Genomic DNA, 2204 nt, shown 5'->3' with positions numbered 1-2204 from the left:
ACGACGCGCTGGAGATTTCAGAGCAGATCGACCTCTGAGCAGGCTTGGGGCGGCCCGCCGGAAAGCGGACTGCCCCTATGTCTCAGAGGGGTGGAAAGCGGACACGAGATCAGCCCAGGATCAGGGGCGAGTACGCGCCACGGAGGTGACCGCCGGTGGGTCGGTCGGAGGCCTCGCTGAAGATCAAATCCTGGATCAGAAGCCACGCAGAAGCTTGCCCAGGTATTCTACGTGGTCCGCAAAGGCGCGATCCCCCTTTGGCGTGAGTTCAGCGCGCGTGCGCGGACGATTTCCGGCATAGTCCTTGATGACCGCGATGTAGCCCGCTTCCGCTAAGGTCTGGAGCTGACGACCCAGGTTCCCGTCTGTCGCTGCGGTGACAGCTTTCAGTCGCTTGAACTCCAGGGGTTCCCCCGGTGTTGCGGCCAGCGCCGCCATGATCTTGAGGCGCAGGGGTTGGTGAATGATTTCGTCCACCTACGACCTCCACAGCCATAGGCCGGTCGTAACGAGCACTCCGCCTCCTGCGATACCCATCACCAACTCGAACGAGTCCCGCGCAAAGAACCAGGCCGCGATCACAACTGCCGCGAGGACAAGGCCGAGCAGCGTGATACGAGCGCCGAACCAGAGACCCGCTACCGCATACGAACTTGCAGCCAACCAGCTGATGACGGCATTCGCCAGCAGTCTGTCGGTGGGTGCAATCAAGACCAGAAGGCCGAAGATCGCGATACCGGTCATCGCCGATCCGAGGTTCGATCTGCGGCGCGTCGCGGGGGTGTCGGGTCCACGTCTGCCCGCCTTGCCGAAGATAATGCTCACCGCAGTCGCCGACGCTATCGCGGCCGCGCCGAACAGGAATGCGAACGGGACGTCGAAATGGTTGGTCAGGTTCATGACGAACCAGGCCACGCCCCAGGCGGCGAAGATCGGTCCTGCGTGTGCGTAGGTTCGCAGCGTCAGCGCGCGTTCCCGCGTCAGATCGATGTCGGCAAGCGCCTGTTGTGCTGTGTCGCGGTCCATCAGCGCGTTACTCCAAATGCGGTGTCGAAGAAGGCAATGAGGCGGGACCACATATCGACGCGGCCTGCGGCGTTCCCTTCGGCCGTCCCGCCCACAGCTTCGTCTGGATAGCCAGAGGTGTTGGGCAAGGCGGGTGGCGAAGACACGGCGTGCCCCGCGTCTTCATAAGCAAGATGTTCGACGGAATGGCTGAAACCTTTCGACCGTAGTCGAGCCACGACCATGTCGGACATGGCTGCCGATGGCCACATGGCGTCGCTCCTGCCCGAAATGAGAAGCACCGGTCCATTGATCTGCTCAACGGGGATCATCGCGCCGGGATGTTCGTCTGCTGTTGGGAGCGCCCCAGAATAGAGTGCGTATATGGACTCCATGTAGCGGGTGAAGTCGAAACGGACCGTCGGATCGTAGGGGACATAGGGCACTGGCGCGCCGCCGAGCGACCAGGTCGATGTGGGCGGCGCTCCGGCGCTCGCCGGTATGCCTTGCCACACCACGCTGCTGGGCACGCCGGCGGCTACGGCATGGAGCTGACGCGATCGCGATCCGATGAGAAGAGCGGCCTCTCCTCCCTTGGAGACGCCGAATATTCCGATGCGTTCGGGATCGACCTGCGGCTGTCGCGCCAGCCACTCGATCGCGTTGTCGAAATATTCCAGCGGAACTTCCTCCGCTGTCGCTGGAAGTCCAGTCGCGCCGAAATAGCTGAGCGCGAGAACGGCGTAGCCCTCTTGGGCGAACTGACGTCCGAGACTGCGCACGAAGGCTGTCCCACCCTCCGATCCGCCAAGGACGATGATCGCGGGATGAGACCCGGCAGACATCGGCATCATGAAGGCGGCGACAAGGCCGTTTTCGGAAACCTCCTCGATCGCAAATGAGTCAGGCTGCACGGAGGCCGAACCTTCGGTCGCCGCCGCCGGGAGGCCTATGACCGTCGTGCAGAAGACAAGGGCCGAGATCAACACAGGTAGGAATTTCATACGGGCTCTCCAGAATGCAATTACTCTCTCCCATAGAGTTATTGCGTAGTCAACGCCAGTAGGCTTGGCTTTGGCGGAGCACGGCGCATGTCCGATATGGGTCGAGGCTGTGTGAAAACGCCTCCAGCTCGAGCGAATTAGCTTATTCTCCCGAGGTCAGCAGGAGGTGGGTATGGGCCGCTTCGTTCAGGGTGC

At 62.2% G+C, this 2204-nt stretch carries 3 protein-coding genes; all 3 read right to left on the bottom strand.

The annotated features are described in order from the left end of the window. Positions 1-195: 195 nt before the first annotated feature. The 3 genes from HF680_RS15720 to HF680_RS15710 are packed head-to-tail and all read right to left on the bottom strand — an operon-like array spanning position 196 to position 1994. Entirely contained in the window at positions 196-477 is a 282-nt protein-coding gene (locus HF680_RS15720) for a transcriptional regulator (protein WP_185225718.1), read from the bottom strand. Next, positions 478-1026, bottom strand: a complete 549-nt coding sequence (locus HF680_RS15715; protein WP_185225717.1) for a hypothetical protein — start codon at positions 1024-1026, stop codon at positions 478-480. Then, positions 1026-1994 carry an acyl-CoA thioester hydrolase/BAAT C-terminal domain-containing protein gene (locus HF680_RS15710; protein ID WP_317134090.1) on the bottom strand — a complete coding sequence of 323 codons (969 nt, stop codon included), beginning with the start codon at positions 1992-1994 and terminating at the stop codon, positions 1026-1028. Before HF680_RS15710 ends, HF680_RS15715 begins: the two co-directional genes overlap by 1 nt. Between the last annotated feature and the right edge of the window lie 210 nt (positions 1995-2204).

It is taken from the genome of Brevundimonas huaxiensis (assembly GCF_014218725.1).
Lineage (GTDB): Bacteria > Pseudomonadota > Alphaproteobacteria > Caulobacterales > Caulobacteraceae > Brevundimonas > Brevundimonas huaxiensis.
This window is presented reverse-complemented; position numbering and strand designations above follow the sequence as displayed.

Excerpts from the sequence above, each read along its gene's own strand:
- HF680_RS15715 (WP_185225717.1), bottom strand. The coding sequence starts at position 1,026 with ATGGACCGCGACACAGCACAACAGGCGCTTGCCGACATCGATCTGACG.